Below are 22353 nucleotides of genomic sequence, written 5' to 3'. Positions count from 1 at the left end.
AAAAAACCGTAAGGTGCGTCAACACGCTTACGGTTTAATTTAGGATGTTAGAGCATCCGTTAGTTTAAATTGTTAATTTACAAAATTATGAAAAAAAACAAGATGAGTTTTGTTTTTCTCCAATTTTTTAGACGGAGAAAAGCAAATTTCCGGATTCTCCGTTGGGTATTTGCGGTGATGATGTGTTTGGGATTCTCTTTTGGGGCTTTTGCGCAACAACAGAAAGTGTCGATTAAGGTGGAAAATGTGGACGTGTCGGTGGTTTTCCGGCAGATCAAGGAACAGACGCGATTGAATTTCGTGTATGATCCGGATCAATTGGCTTCAATGGCAAATGTTACATTGGATGTGCAGAATGTAAGTGTTGATTCTGTCTTATGCCGCCTGTTTAGGGGTACTTCTTTTGAATATCGTTTTGAGGCGCAATCAATTTTAATTCGGAAGGTTCAAAAGAAGCTGGAGCGAAATTTAGTACGAGGTGTTGTAACTGATGTTTCGGGGAATGTTATGCCCGGGGTAACTGTCGTGTTGGTCGGTACTTCCGTGGGGACTGTGACGGATTCCAAAGGTTTCTTTCGTTTGCAGTTGCCTCTTGTGAAAGGAAAACTGGAATTTTCTTTTATTGGATTTAAAAAGCGTATCGTGGATTTTTCAGAAAAAACGGCAAACGATACATTACATATTACCTTAGAGGAAGAGGTTTCTTCTTTAGACGAGGTGATTGTCCGGGCTTACGGAACGCAGAATAAACGGGAAGTAGTTTCTGCAATATCTCGCATAACATCAGAGGAGATAAAAGAGATTCCAGCTGCTAGTATTGCCACGTTATTACAGGGGCGAATGGCAGGTTTAGGAGTGGTAAATCAATCGGGTGCTCCGGGGAGTGCATCTGTTGTGGCAGTTCGAGGATTTAATTCGTTACTATCTGGAACTGGTGGTGATACGGGAATAAAAGATGCCGCAGGAAATACAGGTTCTCCGCTTTATGTCGTGGATGGAATACCGATGCATTCTTTCGTGTCGCCTGTTACTGGAACGAATACGTTGGCAGATTTGGATCCTTCGACAATAGAGTCTGTGGAAGTTTTAAAAGATGCGGCGGCTGCTTCTATTTATGGTTCTCGGGCGGCTAATGGAGTAATTTTGATCACGACGAAAAAAGGGCGTGCGGGTGTTTCTTCGTTTGCGGCTAACGTGTCTTATTCTATCTCTCGATTAATGGAATATCCGGAGCAAACAGGTGGACGTGTTGAACGTTGGAGAAGTATTTTGTGGATGCGAAATACGATAGAGCCTCATAGGAGTACCTCTAATACTTATTATCCGTTATCTTGTAATGAAGCTTACGGAACTTATGGAAAATATGATTTATTCTGGGGTAGTGGGTCGCCTAATGTCAACGTGAATAGAAAATTACAGGATAGTTTGAATCCATTCTACAACAATGCCACGAACTGGTGGAAGTATATGTTCCGTGCGGGAAAAGTGCTTAATGCTAATATTCAAACGACGGGTGGAACGGATAAATTCCAGTATATGCTTGGAGTCGGTTATTATGATGAAAAGGGTATAATGATTAACAGTCAGTATTCTAGAGTGAATTTGATCGCAAATTTAACTTCCCAGCCCGTGAAGCAATTTAAGATTGATACCCGTATTTATGGGGCTTATATGGACCGTAGTGTGAATTCGGGAATGAATAATGGTAGATTTGAAGGTCTTACGGTGGATCCCAGGAATACGTCGACTTTGGAAATGGCTAACGGGGTTGTGTCTGACGAGTGGTTAAAGTTGATCAATGGAACAGTGGTGAGAAGTGATGATTATAGGGCAATGGCAAATCTTGTGCTTACATATAATATTATTGATGGCTTGTCGTTGTCTGCTTCTGCTAATTTGGATTTTTCACAAGCCAATTTGAATAAGTTTGAGCCGAGTTATTTGAATAAATCAACGAAAGAGAATAGATCGTCAGGGACAGTGGCTCGAAATGTGTCATTAAATACGGAAGAGTTATTGAATTATAAGAAATCTTTTAAAGAGGAGCATAACATTGATTTCCTGTTGGGGTACACGGCAAATAAATCGCAGGTATTTTCAATAGGAGGGTATGGGAAACGCAGTCCAAGCGACCAGATCTATTATTATGATCCTTCTAAGGCTCCAGCTATTTATGATTATGGAACAGGTTCTTACTCAAGAATTCAATCAACCACGAGTTATGCTTCTTCTTTCACGGAGAAATCATTGGTTAGTTTCTTTGGTCGTTTAGGATACAATTACAAAAAGCGTTATTTGATGGAATTTTCTTTCCGTAGAGATGGTTCATCTACCTTTGGTGAAAACAATAAATGGGCAAATTTTCCGTCCATTGCTCTCGGTTGGGCATTCTCTGAAGAAAAATTAATCAAGGATTATTTGGGACACTGGTTAGATTGGGGAAAATTTCGTGTTAGTTATGGAACTTCTGGACAGATATTCGGTAACGAATATTTAGCGTATGGAGTGTTGAGCGCAACCAAAAGAATGTTTATTGGACAGACCGGTATGATGGTAGAGACGCCTGTTAGTCCTAATCTGACTTGGGAGAAATCTGAACAATGGGATTTGGGATTGGATTTGGATATGTTGGATTATCGTTTGAATATGAAATTGGATTATTACTATAAACTTTCAAAATCTTTGATATATCCGATACCAATGCCTGGGGATGTATATGGTTATGATGTGCATATTGATAATGCGATGGAAGTTACGAATGAAGGTCTAGAATTGGAATTGAATTACGATGTGTTGAGAACGACGGCAGTGAAGTGGCGGACAAAATTTAATATTTCCAAGAATTGGAATCGTTTTAAGAAATCGTATGATGGACAAGATAAGGGATCGTATGTAATTGGACGTCCCATGTATCAAATATACGTGTATGAGGATCATGGGTATTATACTTCTGAAGATGAAGTTCCCGTGTATAACAAGTTGGACGGATCTGAGGTCTATTTGCAAGGAGTATCTAAAAATAATAATTATAGCGGTTTGATTGGTACTCAAAAAATTCGTGATTTAAATGGGGATGGACAAATTACCGTAAATGGTGACAGCTACCCGGCTGCTTCTCCTCTTCCGGTGGCTCATGGCGGTTGGGTGAACGAGGTGACTTGGAAAGGATTTAGTTTGAATATGTTATTTAATTACACGATTGGGCGTCATATGATTAATACTGCTAAAGGAAGTATTGCTTCTACCGGTCTTTTGCTTGGCGATTTGAGGGATTATAAATTTTGGGATGGAATTCGAAACGATTATAATTTTGTTCGCATGGGCTCTAAGTATGAAGTGATGGTACGTTCCAATATTGAAAATGTTAGTTCCGTGAGTTTAAAACAATTAACCTTGGGATATGATCTGCCGAAGAATTTGTTGCAGAAGACTTTTTTCAAAGAGGTGCGACTGTTTGCCACGGGAGAGGATTTGTTTTATTTGAGTAATTATTCTGGGTTGAATCCGGAAGTCGTGAATGTGTACACGGGTTTGGATAGTGGAAATGCTTACCCGTTACCGCGGAAATGGACCTTAGGTTTAACCGTTAAATTTTAATTGATATGAAAAGATTTGTAAGAGAAATCGTAACCGTGTTCATGTTGGGAAGTGTGGGATGCACGGATTTGATAGATATGACACCTGAAAGTGATGTGACATTTTATAGCTATTTCAATACAGAGCAGGATGCTGAAGCTTTGTTGTCAACCATGGAAGAATGTTTGAGATCGAGTGCTGCCAACCAGGGACATCATGGTTATTACGGTTGGATCGCTGATCATGTTAATGAAACTTATGCTCCTTACCGGGAATTGGAACAGACTATGGCAATGAATTGGCAATCGTATTACACGACGTTGAACAAGGCTGATGTGATTATCGATAATGCTCGTCGTTTCCCGAATAGCGTGGATATAAAGCCCTACGTGTTGCAAGCTTATTTCGCGAAAGGTGTTACATATTTTGAATTGGCTCGGAAGTGGGGTGAAGCTCCTATTCGGGGAGAAGATCATTCGGATTATAGTCCCCTGCCTAAAAGTTCCGTGCACGATGTATTGGAAGAGGCAACCAAGTATGCTTTGTTAGCTCTTGATCTCCCAAATTTCGAAGAGTTGAAAGATGGCAACGGTTCGTCCCGTACCGTGAAACAATTTGCGGGGAAGGGTGCTGTTTGCGCTTTATTGGGGCATTTGTACGCTTGGCGTGCCACAATTGAAAACAAGCCTGAATATTGGGCTGAGGCCGAGAAATATTGCTCGATGATTATCGATGGGAAAGCCGGCAATTATGTTTTAGCGAATACTCCTGAAGATCTTTGTCTGAATGAGATGCATCGGAACGGACAAGAGACGATCTGGGAATTGTATTACGAACCGAATGAAGTATATGGAACCGGTAATATTTGGGGTGATGCAGACTATATCGGATTCCCCGTGCGGACGGAAAGTAATTTTTTGCCCAATACAAATTATTATTGGGCTTATTCTGTCGAGATTTATCGTAGTACGGTGAATAAGTTATTTCATAAAGAAGACCGTCGTCGAAATGCCTATTTTTGGGGGACGGATGCTGATTCTCTATTTGTCGTGTATAATAAAGTTTCTGGCAAGGCCAACGCTATTGCTGTTGAGTATGATGAAAATGGTGACAGGAAAGTATTCACGAAATATGATAATGGGAATAATTGTCCTGTAGAGTTAGAATATTTTTTGTCCGAGGGGGATTCGATTATTGAGGGGGGAGGCTATGCGACAAAAGATCATGAAAGGGCTTATGTAATAAAGCATCGTTACCCTTATTATGTGAAAAGGTATGATTGGGAAAGCGAACCATCCTTTGATTGTTATGATGTAAATAAAGTGATTTGGCGTTTGGCAGACATTATTCTTCTGCGTGCGGAATGTCGTGTACATCAAAATGACAGGGATGGAGCTATTGCTGATTTGAATAGAATCAGAGAGAGAGCGTACGGTAATAGAAAATTTGATTATCCCTGTGAGGATGATATCGAAAAGAATTTGACCGCTGATTTGCAATTAGCCATTTTTAGGGAACGGGAGAAGGAGTTGATGTTTGAAGATTGCCGTTTTTATGATGCCGTACGTAATGGATGGGGACAATATGGTTACGATTACGTGCGTAATGAACTCTCGCCGGGGATAGCTAGGTTAACGGACCAGGATATCGAAGATGGTGCATTGTACCATGAAGTTGGTCGCTTGGCATTCACGAATAATGAATTAATGAAACAAAATGCTTATTGGAAAAAGAAAAGACAATAGTTATGAGAATGAGAATATTTAAATTGTTAATGCTGTTATGTGCTATTTCTTGTACTAAGGATAATTTTATCAATACAGGTGTGAGTAATGGTCGACATGATTGTAGCTTGTTAGAATATATGAAAAGGCATCCTTATGATTGGGATTCCACGGTAATTATGGTTCGTCATGCCGGGTTGGAAGCTCTTTTCGAGAAAAGTGAATGGAACGGAAAACATTATGATGGAATTACTTTTTTTGGTGTGACAAACCATTCCATTCGTCGTTACTTGTTGCAAAATTCCTTGAATCGGGTAACGGACATGAAACCAGAGGTTTGCCGCGAGGTTTTGTTACGTTGTATCGTGGAGGGTAAAATCTATCGGGATGATGTCCCGAGAGGAAAGAAAGGCGGTTCTTATAATGTCATCGGTGAAGGAGGGGAAAGTTTTACTACACTTGGAGGAACAACCCTTTGGGTGTACTCTTTTGCTGAGGATTACCAGGGAGTTCCTAATCTGGGTTCTGTGACCCTTTACGGTGCAATTTTGGATTCTAGGAAAGCATTCGAGGTGGCGTCCGCTGATATTGAACCGAATAATTGCGTGGTACACGCTTTAGAGTATAAAATTACCATTAGCGATTTTTTGAAATCGGGAGAGAGTTTGAAGTGATAATGTGTAAATAATTTGTTTTATGAAAATATATATTTTTGTCATTGCAAGTATATTATTTCTAGGTACATGTTGGGGATGCCATGACATTACCGAGGGCTTTTTGGAAATAAGTAAAGCTGCCTATACTCCAGAAGATTCATTAATAGTGCGAAAGACCTTGGATCCGGAAAAAGATGCTATTCGTATTGAAAACGGGGCTCCGTGGGTATCTCTTAAGATGGAGGGGTATCTTGGTACAGAACCGATTATTTTTTCAATTGAATCTGTGACTTCTGTCGATAATGAGAAGGGGGCTGCAGAATTTATAAAACATTTGACAATTCGTGGAGCCGGAGCGTTGGTTTATCCGCAGGGAACAAGTGTTCCGGCCGGTCGCTACACGGTGTCTGTACGATTAACTAACCCTGGCTATAGTAAGGTCGTGGAAGATTGTTTTACGTTTATCGTGGTGGAATAGGGGTTAAAAACAAGAATTATTTTGGTGCGTTTTAGAGACTGGCTAGCTGTTAAATCTCAAAAAGTTAGACAGTAGATTATTGACTAATTGGATAAAGAGGGTGTGTCTCACGGCACATCCTCTTTTGCTCTTCTTATTCTCGTGTGTTTTGTTTGAAATGACCTGTTGGTGGAGAGTGGTGAGGAATGTGTAAATAGGGAGAGGATTCGGTGAAGGAACACTGATAATTTGGGGTAATAATACCCTTCCTTTGTTTGTACAGTTAAGCCGCTATAATCTTTGATATAGGAAGGATATAGCGGGAACAGGCACAAAATGTCCATGGAAGAGGTTTACTTTGGGTCTTCAGTGTGTTTACAGTGGATCTTGGGTGGGTGTGGTTTTTATGCCGGGGGATTGCTTGTTTCTCGAATTTATTCGTATCTTACAAGCATGTTGCATGAATACTCTATCCCGGATATATTTCCGATGCTTTCCCTGGAGGCTTCATACTATATTTATTCATTCCGGAAAATAGATATATCATGCTTGGTATGGCCTCATAAATGTGATTTTTATTCTATTATTTGGTTCACGGAGGGGTATGGTTTTAACGTGATTGATTTCACCGAATACGCAATTATTCCCAATAGATTGTTTCTGATCTCGCCGGAACAAATACATAATTGGTTTTACGAGAGTGATGCCGGCGGCTATATGCTGGTGTTTGATAAAGTGGTGGCTGCCCAGTTGGGGATTGATTTTATATCGCCTTACGCGGATATTGCGGCAGACCGTGTCCCGTTGTTAAAGTCGGTTGTCGAGAATGCGATGAATAAAAAAACGGAGGCGAATATCGAGATCGATTTGTTGTATTTTTATTCCCTCGTTGCAGATGAGATGGTTGACGAGAATTTTGATCTCGGGGGAATGAACACGCTTTTCAGGGAGTTTAAGGAGTTGATTCTTACCAATGACCAGAAAATCCAGTCGATGGACCAGTATGCCGATTCCCTGCACGTGTCGCTTGCTTCCCTGAATGGCATATGCCAGAGCTTTGCCGGGAGTTCTGCCAAGCAGTTCCTGCTTGATATCAAGATCGTGGAGGCGAAACGCTTGTTGATTTATAGCCGGCTGAATGTCAGTGCTATCGCTTACCGGTTAGGTTTCGAGGACGCATCTTATTTCGCACGAATATTTAAGAAGAAAACTACCTTGTCCCCTTCTGTTTTTTTAGGAAAGTACCGGAAATAAGCGGGAAAGTCCTACATGAAACGATCTTTCTGGCTCTACCTTTGTTTGTACATAATCATGAAATATAGAGAATATGAAGGGAAAAGAGAAGAAAAAGGAAAAGAAAAAAGAAAAGGCGACGGACGGAAAAGCGAAAGTTTTGACGGAATACCAGAAAGCCAAGTTGAGTAAACAGGATATAAACCCGGTCGCGAAATGATAGATGTAAAGCGGGAGGGTATTATTCTTGAAAAGACGGATGCGTGTTTTGAAAATGAGGGCGTGATGAACCCGGCTGTCATTGCCGAGGGGCAGACCGTCCATCTTTTTTATCGCGCCGTGCGTGAAGGAAATCATTCCACGATAGGCTATTGCCGTCTGGAAGGACCGTTGAAGATGGTTTATCGCGGTAAGGAATCTTTTTTGCATCCGGAGTTTGAATACGAGAGCCAAGGCGTTGAAGATCCCCGGATCGTGAAAATAGATGGTCTGTATTATATGACTTATACCGCCTATAACGGGATAAATGCTATCGGGGCATTAGCCGTGTCATCCGATTTGAAGCATTTCACGAGAAAGGGGATTATTGTTTCTCGATTTACCTATGCCCAATTCGAAGATTTGATTCCATCGGATGGCAGGCATACCGGTAAGTATTTCAGGAGTTACAACAAGCGAGAGTCCCAGACGGGGTCAGGCAAGCCGGTTTATTTGACGGACAAGAATCTGGTGTTCTTCCCGCGCAGGATAAACGGGAAGTTGTGTTTTATGCATCGGATTAAGCCGGATATCCAGTTGGTGAGTGTCGATAGCCTCGAAGAGTTGACGTATGACTTTTGGATAAATTATTTCCTGGATTTTTCCAACCATATCATGTTTGAACCCCGGTACGACCACGAGTCCAGTTATATCGGTGCCGGATGCCCGCCGATAGAGGTGCCGGAAGGTTGGTTGATGATTTACCACAGCGTGTGCGATACGCCGGAAGGGTATGTTTACACGGCGTCGGCGGCATTGCTGGATTTGGAAAATCCCCAAGTCGAGATCGCGAGGTTGCCGTACCCGCTATTCCGTCCCGAAACGGATTATGAATTGAACGGGGTCGTGAATAAAGTGTGTTTTCCTACCGGAGCGGCTGTATTTGACGGCAGGCTGTATATTTATTACGGGGCGGCAGACAAGTGTATCGCTTGCGTGTCGGTTGGGTTGGACGAGTTGGTAAATGAATTAATGTCTTATAAAAAATGAAAGAAATAATATGCGTGACGACTTATCCGCCCCGGGAATGTGGCATAGCCACTTTCTCGGACGATCTGATTCGCGCAATCGAGATGAAGTTCGGGTATTCTTTTACCGTGAAGGTGTGTGCTTTGGAAGCGCGAAGCGAGCAGTATGTTTATGACGATAAGGTTAAGTATGTGTTGAATACGTCGGAGGCTGATGAGTTCCCGGGGATAGCGCGGGAGATGAATGAAGACCCGAAAATAAAACTGGTGCTTATCCAGCATGAGTTCGGCTTGTTCGGCGAACACGAGAATGAGTTCCTGGCGTTTACGCGTTTGCTGTCGAAAGCTGTTATTATTGTTTTTCACACGGTGTTGCCCCATCCGTCGTTGAAACAAAAAGAGTATCTCGGGCAATTGAGCCAATACTGTTCCGCGGTGGTCGTTATGACCCGGACGTCGGCAGAGATTCTTGAAAAGGAATACGGTATCGAGCGGGAAAAATTGAATGTCATTCCGCATGGAACTCATTTGGTGGCACATAAAGACAAAAAAAAGTTGAAAGAAAAGTACGGGGTTGCCGGACGTCGTATACTTTCTACCTTTGGCTTGTTGAGCCCGGGCAAGAGTATCGAGACTACCCTGGAGGCATTGCCGGCTATTGTAAAAGACAACCCGGCGGTTTTGTTCCTGATTATCGGCAAGACGCACCCGACGGTGCTCAAGACCGAGGGCGAAACGTATCGTGAGATGCTGAAAGCCAAAATCGTTGAATTGGGGTTGGCGGACTCGGTGAGGTTTGTAAATTTGTATTTGGATCTTCCTGTCATCCTGGAGTATTTGCAACTTACGGATGTTTATTTGTTCACTTCGGCAGATCCCAACCAGGCTGTAAGCGGAACTTTCGTGTACGCGTTAAGCTGCGGGTGTCCTATCATCGCCACGCCTATACCGCACGCGGTGGAACTTTTGAGGGATAATTCGGGAGTGATTTTTGATTTCAGGGATTCCGGTCAATTAGCGAAAGCCACCAACAAGTTGCTCGGGAGTGAGAAGTTGCGTTCGAGAATGAGGATCGCCGGGTTGCAAAAAATGGCTGCCACGGCATGGGAAAACACGGCAATCGCCTACGTGCATTTGTTTAACAAGCAATTGGGGTACGCGGAAAAATTGATTTTTAATGACTTTTATCGCTGAAAATCAACCATATAAGATAATAACGGTACAACTATCCGTTAAGGGAAAGAGGGAATGAAAAAGTTGCTTTCAGGGAGTGAAAGGATTAGAAAAGTCATGTGTTTTAAGTGGAAGATTTAACTAAATCTTAACGATTGATAGATATTTTTATGATTTAGGATTGTACGTAAAGAGACACTAAAGTTCAATGGAATACGCTGTATGTCAGCGAAAATGTGTATCTTTGCAGATAAAGACCAATGCCATGCACAAATATATTAGCACAATATTCGTACTGTTACTAACCGCGCTTTTTTGTAGCGGTCAGTCTTTTCTTGGCAAATATCCGAAGTTGACGAAGAAGAATTTGCCTGAATTTTTCGAGGATTGGCAAGCCTATTCTGATTCAGTAGCAGGTACAGTAAATTGTCATTCAGATATATGCAATGCTGTAAATGCTGAATTTGATTCGTGTTTTCATGTTACCAGAGAATTGCAGAGCTGCGTTTCTCACTATGTAAAGAGGTCGAAAAGTAAAGAATTTGGAATTATTCCTCAAAATATTCCGGTTGAATACTATCCTATTTCACCGACACCCAACGACACGCTATTCTTCTCTTGGGGATATTATCAAATGCATCTTGATAAAATGGTTGAATACACCATAACACCTCGGTTGCGACCTAACGAGTTATACCTTACATCGAATATAGATGACCGCCTAATGGAATTTTTAGCAGGTAAGAGTGTAGCACATGAAAGACCGGCTAAATATCTTAAAAAGAATATTAAGGAATTAAAGAAATACCTTTGGCGTTACAATGGAGATTTCAACGGAGGTGTGATTTTTAACAATTTTCCTTATGTCTATTATGTACGAGCGACAAATGATTTTATAGTATTGTCTGTAAGAGATGGGTATTATACCGGCTATGAAATATGGTATATTAAGAAAGATGGTAAGTTTGAACGTGTTTCAGGCAAACATAATACTTGGATAGCATAATTACGCCTTGTTGTTTATGCCTGTGAAGAACACGAGGTTGTAACCGAGTGGAAGAAGGAGCTCGCGCATCGAGATCATCGTGGCTCCGGACGTAACATAATTGTCAAGGAATTGCTCACCACTGCTGAAAATCAACGCTATATCCGATTCAAGAAACAAGCGAGGTACAACCTACGTTAATTAGTAGCCAAAACAGAAGGGAAAGACAGGGAAATGAGGTCGAAACAGCAGAATCACGCCCAATAAGGATAATATTTCAGTTTTTCCGTTCAGTTCAAACACTTTACGCAGGCTAACATAATGGTTTTAGCGAGAATTGTATTAATTTTGTAGCATGGACAATAATCTCGTTTGAACTTTCATGCTCTAATGGGACATTTGTCACATCGAATGTCGATTATTTGTTATGGATATGGAAATAGTTGTACCTGAATATAACGTAAACACGGGACTTCGGCTTTGCTGGAGCGATGGTTATTCCATCAAAATTTCTACGAATGATAATGAGGTCATTATCTCAGCTAATCGAGAGGGGTTGCTTTCGTTGGCCAATCATTTGCTAAATTTGGCACAGACAGAAGTGTCTTGTGGCACACATATACATTTGGACGAATACAATTCATTGGAAGATGGCTCATTAGATTTAATCATTGAGAAAATATGAAATTGACTGATAAACGATTTTGGATATTTAAGAAAATAATGTTGTTTTTCGGTTTCATGCTGATATTCGGGATTGATAAGATTTCAGTTTTTCCATTCAGCTCAAGCACTTTACGCATAGTGATGTTATGGTTTTAGCGAGAATTGTATTAACTTTGTTTTGGTATAATAAGTATAGACATATGAAATACTATCAATTGTCATTTACTTTAGAAAAGAGTATAAGAGGTAATTATGAAATGCCTCATACTATTAGTATAGACACACCTAATTTTCTAAAATACATCTTAGATAATAATAAAACTATCTCAATGTATTTTGAAAATAGAAAGAACTTGTACGAAGAAATGCCGGATAATCTTCGAGGTAAACTAATTAAACGAAATGGCGTGATAGACTTTATGGATTTTACGCCTTCTTGCTTAAGTTTGGTTGCAGTAGTTAGCTATAAAATAAAACAAATTTTTGAGCATTTGAATGTTTCAAAAGACGAGTATGTATTCAAGAAAATATCTATCAAAGATTATGCAGAGGAGTTCTATCTTTTATTTATCCCTATAATACCAGATACTGAGTTTGTCTATCCCAAATGTATATTTAAGGATATGTTTGATAATGGAAACATTAAGACATTCAATAATCGCACAGAATATTATAATGACCCTAATGATTATTGTTTGAAAAAAGTGGTATTAAAGGACACCTATAGAGATTATGATTTATTGTATCCTCAAGGAGGCGGCTTCTTTTTCTCAGAACGAATAGTTAATGCTATGCAACGCGAAAACATTGTTGGATATAACCTTGTTAAAGGTGGATATTTTTATGAAGAAATAGATTTTGTCTAAAACTGCGAAATGCAAATCCAAAACGACCTTTAAACAAAATACAAGAGACCACGAATAGCAACGGAAAATAATGAAACTGACAGATAAACGATTTTTTGGGTATGGAAAGTGAGATATACCATCAGATAAATGTAATTGATTGCGAATGTTCAATCAATTCAATAGATTATGACGCTACCGACCTTAAAATTATGCTTGATCGTTTCGACAACAGAGGAACGATTGCCATTCGATTTAGGAATGTATTTGCTTATCGTGTAACTCTTGAACACTTTAGAATGACTGAGGTTATGGTGGGATTGACTTCCAGCCCCTTATACGAAGTGGAAAATTCCTCTTATCTGGGAGAAATCATGGCAACTGGGATGAGAGCGTTGTATGGAACTTCTCTAAACGTAAAGCACTATGCAATAAAGACAACCGAACACATCGTAGATATTTTAACATCCGAAGCCTACATCATAGATTGAAGTTGACGGATAACCGATTTTGGCTATGTGAGAGTTATAAAGGGATTACAGACTGATTCCACCTCGCCCTCTCTCAATCTTCCAGTCATACCGACCTTCCGCGACATCGCCAACCTCATTGAGTGTATGGCGATGTTTGATTTCATCAAAGGGCTGTCGGTGTTCCGCATAATCACAGAGCCATGCGCCGACCGCTTTCTGCTGTTCGGTGGTCTCGCCGTAGCTCTGCATAACGCTCTTGATGTCGGCGGCTTCGGAGGGAGAGAAGATTGACTTGTGCCGTTCCGTGGCGAAATGGATAATCGCTTCAACGGCTCGCCTGAACACCTCGCTTGCCTTGTAGAGAATATCGGCGATGATATTCAGGATATCCCGGCTCGATTTCAGCGCACCCTGCAACCGCTCTATGGTCTTGTCCTTCTCCGCCGTTGCCCGGCTCACCGCCATGCTGATGCGGTGCTGCTCCCCGCTCTTCTGCTCCCGAAGCTGCCGCAGAGCCGTGTCCCTCTCGGATTCATAAGTGTCAGCGATTGCCATAGCACTGTCGCGCTCCAGTTCGACCGTCCGCTTCGCCTCGGTCAGCTCCTTAGTCCGTTTCTCCACCTCTTTCCTGACGGCATCGGGGAAAGACTCTTTGATATGCTCGTTCTCGGCTTTCAGCTTCTCGTTCTCCTGCTCGATGGCTGCGTACTTGCCCTTACCGAAAAGGTTGGCGATGCCGGACTTTATGCTGTCCGTGTTCTCCCTGTCAACCTCTCGCGCACGTTCTTCCTTTTCGGCGATTTCGCTGTCAAGTTCCTCGCTGCGACGCTGCTTCTCCTCGTTCCCGATTTGTAGCTTTTCATGTTCGGATTTGGCATTGTCCGTTTCACGGATCGCGGCATCCCTGTCGGCTTCGGCTGCTTCCTTTTCCGCCTTTACCTGTTCGGCTTCCTGCTTCTGCTTGGCGATGATGAAATCAGCGCGTTCAAGATGCTCCTGTCCCGTCTGCTCCTTTGAGCTGCCCCTTTCCATGTCAAGACACTCAGCCAAGAGGGTCTGCATGTCGCTCATGGCTTTCTCGTCCAGCTTGCAGGATTTCCCGGTGTCGTGGTTCATCCAGTCCCATACGATATGGGCATGAAGGTTGGGCTTCCATGTGTCGGTATCTCCGGGGATGCCGTAATGCCCCTCGTCACGGTGGATGAAGATTTGCAGTGCCGTGATTCCCCAACGCTCCTTGCACACCTCGCAGAAATGCTGCAACTGCTCCAGCGTGGTATCATCCTTGATTACCACGACACCCTCTTTGAGCGGAGTGCTGCCGCGCACGACGGTCACCTTCCCGGTCTTCTTGTTCACGCGTTCTCGGTCTTTGGTCTGCATGGCGCGACCTGTCTTTTCCTTTACCATCGCGGCTATCTGATTGTAGCGTTCCGACAGCGAAGTGCCGCCGAAATCAGGTGCTACCCATGTCTCGTTTGCCGCCATGAGGTCGGTGCGGACATAGAACTTTTCCTTGCCGATATGAGCGAGGTATTCCGCTGTCCGCCTGTTGTGCGCCTCGCTGCTTCCGATGTTGCAGGGCTTGATGTTGATTGATGTCTTCTGTGCCATAGGCATGATGATGTTTACAGATTTACAATAGGGAAAGGGTCATTAGGGCGGAGCCTTAATCGGAGGGTGCAGGGAGAGGGTCACTTCCTGCTCGGGGTTCTCAGGGGTCGAGACCTCTGAGCGGAGATTCCAAAGAGAGGGTCACTCTTTGGTCAGGGGTGTTGGGGGCTGACAGCCTCCGACCGGGTTCTTAGGGCAGAGCCATAAGTGGGACGGGGCAAAGCCCAGCCCCTCGGGAGAGCCCACAACTACGGAAGCGAAGCGTGTAGTTATAGTGGGCTATATCTGGACAAGTCCAGTCAGTCACTCCACGACAACGGAGTACCGCTTGAAATTCCGCTTTTTGCGCCCGTCTTCACTTGCATCTATGTCGGGATAGCCTCGCCGTCATTCGTGCCGTCCTGCGCCTTTTTATGGCTCTCCGTGGGGATGCTGTCTAACGGTCTATCCCCATAGTCAATGATATGGGGATTGTCCGTTTCTTCCTCATCAAAAAAGTTCGGAGGTGGCAGGTCGGGAGTTTCAGACGAACAAAGGGAAGAAGAAAGAGGGAATGTATCGCACTTTGTGCTGTCCGCTTCCTGTTCATGCCGTTGGTCATTACATTGCCCACCAAAAGAAAAAGATGTGTCGGTGGCAGGTGTCCGTATATCGCCTGTCTGTCCTTTGGCGGTAGCCGAAGGTCTGACATAATGGGGATTGGTCAGAAGAACGCCATCGACATACCAGCCTGTGAGGAAATGCAAGGTATGAACGGAAGTTCGATTGTTGGTTCGGGTGGTCAGCATACCGAGCCTGTTAAAACTGTCTATGAGTTTGCCGATGGTCTTGCGGTTACAGCCCAAGTATTCGGCTAACTCCACATCGGAGGTTGCGACCTGTCCCACCTCCAAAGCAATCTTTATTCCTTTGATGCTATAAACGGTCTTTGTCCGCACGGCTTCGGACATCAGCCTGTACAGGCACTTGTATCGGTTCACGGATGATTTGCTTTCCAAAAGAAAAATCCATTGTTCGGATGACAGGATGGTGCAGTAATGTATGTTCTGTTTCTTGGTGTCCATAATCAATGATATGATGGTGTTACAATGGTCTGCTATCTGCCCATGCCGTATCTCCTTTCGGGCATATAATACTCCCTGTCCTCTGCTATGTGGTTCAGTACGTCTTGCAGACGGTCGAGCTGGTCATGGTCAAGCAAACGGATGGCATTGATGGTTATTTTTTGTGATGCTATCTTGCGGTGGGCGATGTCGGTTTCATTCAATGCACCGCCTTTGTCCGCATGGACAGAACGGAGGTAGTCATTGACCGCTTCCGTCTGTTCCTTGCTGGGATATGGTGCTGCCCATCTGTCTTGGATATAATCAACCATTTTGCTGACCGCCTGTGCCAGTTTGGGGTCTTGATTTGTGATGATGGCTATTAAAGTGTCCTTGTTCATATTTCCTCCTGCATTTAATTGTTCGTTTCAGTTTTCAGAGAACTCGGCTTGCGCTTCTTGCCACTCCGCAAGGATTCAAGCCGTTTGTTGAAATCCTCCTCGCAACCTGTTCCCGATGTTCCGCCCTGCTCAATCCAATGGATGATTTCATCTTCAAAGAAATAGAGTTTGTTTCCTTGTTTATGGTATGGTATGCGCTTCTCTGAAGTCATTGTATAAATGGTGGATGCGGATTTGTTGAGCAATACAGCCACCTCATCCAATGTCAGCAACTTGTGTTTTCTGCTCTGTGGATTGTCATTCTTGCCCAATGCTTCCTCCACTTTGCTTGTAAGCTGTCCGACACGTTCAATCAAAAGAGATACCGCCTGCGGTAACTGTTCAAATGTGATGTTGTCCATATATCTATGTTTTGTGTTACTATTTGAGTGTTATCTGTTCGGAAGCCTTGCGCTTCAAGTCGTTCACCACATCGGCATAAACCTGTGTCGTTCCGACATTGCTATGAGTAAGCATCTTTGATATGGTGTACAAGTCGGTACCGGCAGCCAGTTGCAAGGTGGCATAGGTGTGTCTAAACCCGTGAAAAGTAATGTGTTTCGTAATCCCAGCCGACTTAATCCAATCTTTGAGATATAAAGGGAGAATGGTTTGTGTCAGTCCCTTGAATACTTGTCCCTCTGTGCGTTCACCACACAGGGCAAGGGCTTCTTCAGACAATGGCAGCACGGCTTCCGTCCTCGTTTTCTTGGTTACAATGTGCATACACCAGCCACCATCAGCACCCTTGATGATGTTCTCCCACTGCAAACGGATGATGTCACTTATGCGCAACCCAGTAAGGCAAGAAAAGAGAGCAGCCGACCTTATAACAGGTTTCTCACAAGGAGTGTTCGCAAGCATTTTCACCTCGTCAAGGGTCAGGAACTCACGCTTTGTATTGGCTTCTTTGGCGTGTTTCAGCCGTGGGGCGATATTTTCCTTGATACATCTTTCCTCGTATGCCTGGCGCAACACGCATTTCAACTTGTTCAGATTGTTGTTGGCGGTGGAAGCCATCATCTTGCTCTTGTTCTGTGTGGTGAGTGAGAGCATATAAGTGAGGTAGCCTTGACAGAAGTCCACTGATAGGTCATTGAACGTGCAACTGCCACCGCAATACTTCTCAAAGTGCTTGTAGGCGGTATTCCAATTTCTGAAATTATCATCGTCCGCCATCTTTGAGCGGAAGTATTCCAAGAAACTCTCCTTGCCCCTGTTGTGGTCAAGAAAGCCAAACTCCTCATTGATGATGGCTTCGGTTCTCTTGCACTTGATTAGTTCCGCATTGCGGAGCATGGTCTTGTTGAACTCCACCTCAAATTTCTCTGACGGGTTGGCATAGATGTAGATGCCGAGATATTCACGTCTTGTCGGTTTGCCTGTCTTAGGGTGTCTGATAGGTGGGTAGAAATCCAAATAAAGCGACACCTGCCCATTCTTGATAGGTCGTTTTCTGACCGTTACCTTTGTACAAATGTTTGTCATATCTTTGATGTTTTGATTATTGCTCTTGTTAAGGGGATGCTATACTTCACGTTTGGCTTTCGTGCTTGCGCTTTTCCGCTCTGATACCTTTCGGGCGGCATCCCAATCCGCTTTGAGATAGTACAGGCGGTTGCCGTGTATGCGCTTGGTTCTGACCCCATGAGTGAGGGCGAACCTGCGGACTTGGGTCTTTCCCAAACCGAACAGACGCATAATGTCGAAACAGGAATACCAATGCTCGGTCAGATTAGTGCCCAGCCGTTCACTTTCTTCTGCCATAGCCTTGTCCACTTCCGCTTTGGGGAAGCACTTGGTTGAATTGGCTTTGACACAAGGGATAGAGTAACGCATACGGAGGTTGTAAAACCGCCCATAGGTATAATTGAACTTTTGGCAAATCTCAGCCATTGTATAAAGGTCTCCACCGACATTTTTATCTTCCGTGAATGTGTCACGCACGGATTGTTTGTAGTTGGTCGATGGTATGAGCTGCCGTTTTGTGGGGTTGCTCTTTGTTTTCTTCTTTCCCTCTTGTTGAAAAGAAGAAACCTTGTCTGTATTCTGTATGTCTGCTTTCATCTTCTCTTTATTCTTTTTTATCTGCTTGGCGAATATCGAAGTATTGCGCTTGCAGTAGGTTGTTTCCTTAATCATCAAGAAGAAATCCTCTTTGGTGATTAGCGTAATGTGATACGTTATCTTGCAAGCTCTGAGTGTACCCTTGTATATCAAGTTGTACACGGTTCTGTTGCTCACTTGCAGAAGGTTCGCCACCTCTCCAATGGTGAGGAACGGCTTGCTTGGCATATCCCATTCTGAATGGGACTGACCCGTTAAATTCTGTTTAATATGACGGTCCATAATCGAAGAAATTTATTTGCACACTGTTGAACATTGTTGCACGCTGTTGAAAGGATGTCGTGCCGTGCGACCCCTCTCACGTGGTACAATGGCGGTACAAAATTACTCCAAAAAGGACGATTCGCCAATAGCCAAAATTTCGGTTTGTTAAAAATTATATCCTGTAAATCAGTATTTTATAACGCTAACTTTTGCTTCCGTTTGCCGTCGTTTTGACCTCCGAATCTTCATGTGGAATTGATTTATTCTTTGCCTCCGGTCAAGACGGATCATGTAAAAAGAATGACTCGTTCTTTCGCGATGATTCAATTTTCGAGGGGAAACCGCCCGGATATTCGTTCGGGCTATACCTTGGATGATAACGCCCGCGCGTTGATAGCCTTGTGCCGGGTATATGTTGAAATGAAGGATATGTCGTGTGAAACATATATAAAGAAATATCTTGATTTTATCAGGTATTGCCAACAACCGGACGGTTCTTTTCTGAATTACACGGATAAAGACCTCGCGTTTACTTCCCAGAATGATGAGGTCGGACTGGAAGACAGTAATGCCCGGGCTATATATGCGTTGGGATATTTTGTTTCGCACGGGGGTAAGTTTCCGGTCGTGTGGACGGAAGACGCGATCGAGATTTTCGAGCAGACATTTGATATGATCCTGAAGATGCGATCGCCGAGAAGTATGGCATTCGCCATCAAGGGGTTGTCTTGTTTCCAACAGACGTTTCCCTCGAAAGAAGTGGTCGGGCTTATCACGGTTCTGGCTGATAGGTTGATCCGTTGTTACCGGCAAAGTCGTGAGGAGGATTGGAGATGGTTCGAAGCTTACCTGACGTATGATAATAACGTGCTTCCGGAAAGCCTGTTGTACGCGTATCGGGTCATTAAGAGCGAAACGTACAAGGATGTTGCCGAAGAGTCGTTCCATTTTTTACTTGATATTTTATTTGAGGGGGAACAGATAAAAGTTGTTTCTAACCAGGGATGGCTTCAAAAATCGGTTCGCGGGAAAACCTATGGTGAACAACCCGTGGATATTGCCGGTACCGTGATCGCACTGTCTACTTTTTATTCCGTGTTCGGGGATAAGGAGTTTTTGATGAAACGGAGAATCGCTTTCAACTGGTTCTTGGGGAATAACCATCTTCACCAGATTGTCTATAATCCTTCCACCGGGGGATGTTATGATGGCTTGGAAGAATGCAATATAAATTTAAACCAGGGGGCGGAATCAACGGTTTCTTACCTGATGGCAAGGCTTTGTATGCCCGAAAATTTGTAATTGCGATAAATGCTGTTTTCAGGTATTATAATATTCTTTGAAGAATAATTATAAGAATTTGATAAACGGTCAATTTTATTCTGTATATTTACAACTTGAGCAATCAAGTTTATATTGTATCTTTCTTCTCAATGCTTTGTTCCGCCGTGGCTTAACGGATATCTCCATTGTCAAAATCGACTTCAAGACCGGCTTATTTGTTTAAAGTATTAACTTGTTTTACAAATATGATGAAATCTTTATTTATCGGAGGCATGGAGATAAAACTGCCTATTATTCAAGGTGGCATGGGTGTCGGGATATCCCTTTCGGGGCTGGCTTCAGCCGTTGCAAATGAAGGCGGGATCGGTGTAATATCATGTGCGGGCTTAGGGCTTATTTACACGGGACACGGTAATTTTTTCCAAAATTGTATTTGGGGGTTAAAGGAGGAATTCCGTTTAGCCAGAGAGAGGACGAAGGGTGTTGTGGGTGTTAATATTATGGTGGCTTTAACCAACTTTGCGGATATGGTTCGCACGGCGATGGAGGAAGAAGTGGATATTATTTTTTCAGGGGCGGGGCTCCCGTTGGACTTGCCCTCGTATCTGATTCCCGGTAGTAAAACGAAGTTGGTGCCGATTGTTTCGTCGGCACGTGCGGCAAAGATTATTTGTGACAAGTGGCACAATAATTATAATTACCTGCCGGATGCTATCGTCGTGGAAGGACCGAAAGCCGGAGGGCATCTGGGATTCAAGAGGGAGCAGATATTTGATGAAGCGTATTCTTTGGAAAAAATAATTCCGGAAGTCGTAAAAACTGTAGCCTCATACCGGAAAATGAAAGTGATACCGGTTATTGCGGCAGGAGGAATTTCTTCCGGAAGGGATATATATCATTTTTTCGAGTTGGGGGCGTCCGGCGTGCAGATGGGAACTCTCTTTGTTACTACGGAGGAATGTGATGCGTCGGATGCCTTTAAGCAGGTTTATCTGGCTGCACAAGAGGGTGATCTTCAGATAATCAATAGTCCGGTGGGAATGCCGGGGCGGGCGATTAAAAGTGAATTTCTCGATCGGGTTGCAGCCGGGTTGGAGGTGCCGAAGAATTGTCCTGAACATTGTATTAAGACCTGTGATTATTCTAAAAGTCCTTACTGTATAATGAAAGCATTGTTCAACGCGGCTAAAGGAAATATGAAAAGGGGATATGCTTTTGCGGGAATAAATGCTCATTTGGCTCAAAAAATAAGTAATGTCAGAGAGGTTATCGCCGTGCTGAAGATGCAGTATGCCATGGCTGAAAATGAGGGATGATGAGATTATTTCAAGTCGGTTAGAACGGGATGCCGGGCATTTTTTATTAATATCGCGGAAAACTATTTTTAGCATGGGAAATTTGTTTACGATGGTGACCGTTCGTGCCGATTATGAGCAGGGGGCGTTGGTAATTTTGGATCAGACGCAATTGCCGAATCAGGAGGTGTATTTGGCGTTGAAGACGGCAGAGGAGATTTGGGAAGCGATTTATTCGTTGAAAGTGCGAGGAGCCCCGGCTATCGGGGTTGCTGCCGCTTACGGAATTTCGGTGTGTATGCAGAAGGTGGTAGTGGCTGGTTTCGAGGAATTTTACCGGAAGTTTGTAAAAATAAAAGCGTATTTGGCGTCTTCTCGTCCGACGGCGGTGAATTTGTTCATGGCGCTGGATCGCATGGAGGTTCGGCTATTGCGGCATCAGAAGGAGGATGTGAAGGCTTGGAAACAGGCGTTACGGGAGGAAGCTGAGGCTATTCGTGCGGAAGATGCTGGGGCTTGCCGTCGTATTGGTGAATGGGGGTTGTCGTTATTGAAACCGGGAATGGGATTGCTCACGCATTGCAATGCGGGACATTTGGCGGTGTCCGAGTACGGGACGGCGTTAGCGCCGATTTATCTCGGGCAGGAGAGGGGGTATGGTTTCTCGGTGTTTGCTGACGAGACTCGTCCTTTGTTACAGGGGGCGCGTCTGACAGCTTTCGAACTGCAAAAGGCGGGTGTGGATGTTACTTTGATTTGTGATAATATGGCATCGTCGGTCATGAAACAAGGACGGGTGCAAGCCGTGCTGGTGGGGTGTGACCGGGTGGCGGCTAACGGGGATACGGCAAACAAGATCGGGACGTCAGGTGTCGCGGTGTTGGCGAAATATTACGGAATCCCGTTTTACGTGCTGGGACCTATTTCCACGATTGATTTGGGATGTCCTGCCGGGGAACAGATTCAGATTGAGGAGCGGGCGCATGAGGAGGTGACGGAAAAATGGTATACCCGGCGAATGGCACCGGAAAGAGTGAACGTTTATAACCCGGCTTTCGACGTGACTTCTGCCGATTTGATCACGGCTATTATCACGGAAAAGGGGATAGCTTATCCCCCGTTTGAGGAAACGTTGCGGGAATGGAAAATGAAAGACATTTTGACATAAATAATTGTATATTTAAAGACAAAATGACAGATGATTAGATGTGCCGGGAATTTTTTCTTTTTGAGGAATGGGTTCTCGACGGGTCTTTTCCTGCTTGTTTAACAGGAAGATCGTGTGATTGTTTATTTCGTTTTTCAATCGTGAAACTTTTGGGTGGAACTTTC

General features: G+C 43.6%; 21 protein-coding genes. 15 read left to right on the top strand and 6 right to left on the bottom strand.

Features of this window, described 5'->3' with window-relative positions; all coding sequences use genetic code 11:
- The first annotated feature begins 87 nt into the window (after positions 1–87).
- From A3CY_RS0109090 to A3CY_RS0109030, 12 genes are all read left to right on the top strand, one after another.
- On the top strand, positions 88–3597 hold the full coding sequence (locus A3CY_RS0109090) for a SusC/RagA family TonB-linked outer membrane protein (RefSeq protein ID WP_155828250.1): 3510 nt from the start codon (positions 88–90) through the stop codon (positions 3595–3597).
- Between the two features lie 5 nt (positions 3598–3602).
- Positions 3603–5321, top strand: a complete 1719-nt coding sequence (locus A3CY_RS0109085; protein WP_051082713.1) for a RagB/SusD family nutrient uptake outer membrane protein — start codon at positions 3603–3605, stop codon at positions 5319–5321.
- Positions 5322–5323: 2 nt separating this feature from the next.
- A complete protein-coding gene (locus A3CY_RS0109080; protein ID WP_081619450.1) occupies positions 5324–5974 on the top strand; it encodes a transcriptional regulator in 651 nt (216 codons plus the stop codon).
- A gap of 22 nt (positions 5975–5996) precedes the next feature.
- A complete protein-coding gene (locus tag A3CY_RS0109075; RefSeq protein WP_040371542.1) occupies positions 5997–6434 on the top strand; it encodes a hypothetical protein in 438 nt (145 codons plus the stop codon).
- Positions 6435–6755: 321 nt separating this feature from the next.
- A complete protein-coding gene (locus A3CY_RS0109070) occupies positions 6756–7667 on the top strand; it encodes a helix-turn-helix domain-containing protein (protein ID WP_018337594.1) in 912 nt (303 codons plus the stop codon).
- Positions 7668–7740: 73 nt separating this feature from the next.
- Positions 7741–7866 carry a hypothetical protein gene (locus tag A3CY_RS23420; protein ID WP_018337593.1) on the top strand — a complete coding sequence of 42 codons (126 nt, stop codon included), beginning with the start codon at positions 7741–7743 and terminating at the stop codon, positions 7864–7866.
- Positions 7863–8894 carry a glycoside hydrolase family 130 protein gene (locus tag A3CY_RS0109060; protein ID WP_018337592.1) on the top strand — a complete coding sequence of 344 codons (1032 nt, stop codon included), beginning with the start codon at positions 7863–7865 and terminating at the stop codon, positions 8892–8894. The genes A3CY_RS23420 and A3CY_RS0109060 overlap by 4 nt, the downstream gene beginning before the upstream one ends.
- Positions 8891–10066, top strand: coding sequence for a glycosyltransferase (locus A3CY_RS20660; RefSeq protein WP_018337591.1), 1176 nt, complete (start codon positions 8891–8893; stop codon positions 10064–10066). The genes A3CY_RS0109060 and A3CY_RS20660 overlap by 4 nt, the downstream gene beginning before the upstream one ends.
- 244 nt (positions 10067–10310) lie before the next feature.
- Positions 10311–11051, top strand: a complete 741-nt coding sequence (locus A3CY_RS0109050; protein ID WP_205619916.1) for a hypothetical protein — start codon at positions 10311–10313, stop codon at positions 11049–11051.
- 412 nt (positions 11052–11463) lie between these two features.
- Positions 11464–11715 (top strand): Imm32 family immunity protein, encoded by a 252-nt coding sequence (locus A3CY_RS0109045; RefSeq protein ID WP_230585995.1) that lies wholly within the window; start codon positions 11464–11466, stop codon positions 11713–11715.
- 181 nt (positions 11716–11896) lie between these two features.
- Entirely contained in the window at positions 11897–12562 is a 666-nt protein-coding gene (locus A3CY_RS0109035) for a hypothetical protein (RefSeq protein ID WP_005815578.1), read from the top strand.
- Positions 12563–12663: 101 nt separating this feature from the next.
- Complete coding sequence (locus tag A3CY_RS0109030) at positions 12664–13032, top strand: hypothetical protein (RefSeq protein WP_005815575.1); 369 nt, start codon at positions 12664–12666, stop codon at positions 13030–13032.
- A 45-nt stretch (positions 13033–13077) separates the two neighbouring features.
- On the opposite strand, the gene A3CY_RS0109025 is transcribed toward A3CY_RS0109030, so the two are convergent.
- From A3CY_RS0109025 to A3CY_RS0109000, 6 genes are all read right to left on the bottom strand, one after another.
- Complete coding sequence (locus A3CY_RS0109025) at positions 13078–14628, bottom strand: mobilization protein (RefSeq protein ID WP_018337587.1); 1551 nt, start codon at positions 14626–14628, stop codon at positions 13078–13080.
- A 365-nt stretch (positions 14629–14993) separates the two neighbouring features.
- Complete coding sequence (locus A3CY_RS0109020) at positions 14994–15692, bottom strand: hypothetical protein (RefSeq protein ID WP_018337586.1); 699 nt, start codon at positions 15690–15692, stop codon at positions 14994–14996.
- 32 nt (positions 15693–15724) lie between these two features.
- Positions 15725–16072 carry a hypothetical protein gene (locus A3CY_RS0109015; RefSeq protein ID WP_018337585.1) on the bottom strand — a complete coding sequence of 116 codons (348 nt, stop codon included), beginning with the start codon at positions 16070–16072 and terminating at the stop codon, positions 15725–15727.
- Between the two features lie 14 nt (positions 16073–16086).
- A complete protein-coding gene (locus A3CY_RS0109010) occupies positions 16087–16473 on the bottom strand; it encodes a helix-turn-helix domain-containing protein (protein WP_005815568.1) in 387 nt (128 codons plus the stop codon).
- A 19-nt stretch (positions 16474–16492) separates the two neighbouring features.
- Positions 16493–17599 (bottom strand): site-specific integrase, encoded by a 1107-nt coding sequence (locus A3CY_RS0109005; RefSeq protein ID WP_018337584.1) that lies wholly within the window; start codon positions 17597–17599, stop codon positions 16493–16495.
- 39 nt (positions 17600–17638) lie between these two features.
- Positions 17639–18460 carry a helix-turn-helix domain-containing protein gene (locus A3CY_RS0109000; protein ID WP_018337583.1) on the bottom strand — a complete coding sequence of 274 codons (822 nt, stop codon included), beginning with the start codon at positions 18458–18460 and terminating at the stop codon, positions 17639–17641.
- A 231-nt stretch (positions 18461–18691) separates the two neighbouring features.
- Here A3CY_RS0109000 and A3CY_RS20655 point away from each other — a divergent pair, with 231 nt between their 5' ends.
- From A3CY_RS20655 to mtnA, 3 genes are all read left to right on the top strand, one after another.
- A complete protein-coding gene (locus A3CY_RS20655; protein ID WP_205619915.1) occupies positions 18692–19744 on the top strand; it encodes an AGE family epimerase/isomerase in 1053 nt (350 codons plus the stop codon).
- Between the two features lie 230 nt (positions 19745–19974).
- Complete coding sequence (locus A3CY_RS0108990; RefSeq protein ID WP_026207475.1) at positions 19975–21042, top strand: NAD(P)H-dependent flavin oxidoreductase; 1068 nt, start codon at positions 19975–19977, stop codon at positions 21040–21042.
- Between the two features lie 73 nt (positions 21043–21115).
- Complete coding sequence (mtnA, locus tag A3CY_RS0108985) at positions 21116–22189, top strand: S-methyl-5-thioribose-1-phosphate isomerase (RefSeq protein WP_026207474.1); 1074 nt, start codon at positions 21116–21118, stop codon at positions 22187–22189.
- Positions 22190–22353 lie beyond the last annotated feature (164 nt).

Source organism: Butyricimonas synergistica DSM 23225, assembly GCF_000379665.1.
In the GTDB taxonomy this organism is placed as follows: domain Bacteria; phylum Bacteroidota; class Bacteroidia; order Bacteroidales; family Marinifilaceae; genus Butyricimonas; species Butyricimonas synergistica.
The sequence above is the reverse complement of the archived record's forward strand: the minus strand, read 5'-3'. Positions and strand labels throughout refer to the sequence as shown.